Genomic DNA, 771 nt, shown 5'->3' with positions numbered 1-771 from the left:
CAAAATTATTGGATATAAACTCAAATAACCGTTTGTTTTCATCATCCCAATAGGCGATCCGCCTGGTGCGATGCTCGCTCTTTTTCTCCTGTCCGTAATACAAAACAACTTCTTCATCTTTTAATACACTCGAGGGTGCATTCTCCGGCAGGTCGTATTCTTTACGCGCTTGATAGACTGCATTTTCTTTCAACCGGGTAACATAAAAGATCCCGCTTTGAGAAAATGCTTCATATTGGGCATAATCTACATAACCTTTGTCAAAGGTGATAATTGATCCTTTGGACAAAGTATGGACTTCGTTAAGGAAAGTGTGGTCATGGCGGACTGCTGCGCTGTAGCGGATCAAACAGGGAACGTTTTCACTCGCTTTAACGATGGTATGCGCCTTGATTCCGCCATTTTTCTTTCCTTGTAATGGATTGCGACCACCCCTTTTAAAATGTCCTTGAACAACGTGATGGTCGTCGAATCCATGATATAAAGCCTTTTCATATCGACTTCACTCAAGCGGCTGTCCGCTAAATGTTCCCGGTTCCGCTGATAAACCTCCATATAAATTTCACCAAATAATTTACTACTGCGACGCTGGTTAGCTTCCGATAAAGTGCTTCTCCGAACGATATAGCTCAAACCCAAATGGCTCAGCTTATGTGCATTGGCTAGCAGACCTATAATCACTTCCCGAATAGACGAATAGCCCTCCAAAGCAACAAACAGCATCACCACAACGTGGTTGTAGGTAGTGAACTTTTTAACATATCGATCTCC

The 771-nt window shown here is 42.8% G+C and carries 2 protein-coding genes; both read right to left on the bottom strand.

Going from position 1 to position 771, the window contains the following annotated elements; all coding sequences use genetic code 11:
• Positions 1-379 (bottom strand): transposase (locus tag GOQ16_RS17750; RefSeq protein ID WP_369073906.1); only part of this gene is annotated, 379 nt, incomplete at its 3' end.
• Positions 346-771: DUF4372 domain-containing protein (locus GOQ16_RS17745; RefSeq protein ID WP_204987517.1), on the bottom strand; the 426-nt coding region annotated here is incomplete at its 5' end. The genes GOQ16_RS17750 and GOQ16_RS17745, both read right to left, overlap by 34 nt.

This window comes from Sphingobacterium bovisgrunnientis (genome assembly GCF_009829085.1).
GTDB lineage: Bacteria > Bacteroidota > Bacteroidia > Sphingobacteriales > Sphingobacteriaceae > Sphingobacterium > Sphingobacterium bovisgrunnientis.
The sequence above is the reverse complement of the archived record's forward strand: the minus strand, read 5'-3'. Positions and strand labels throughout refer to the sequence as shown.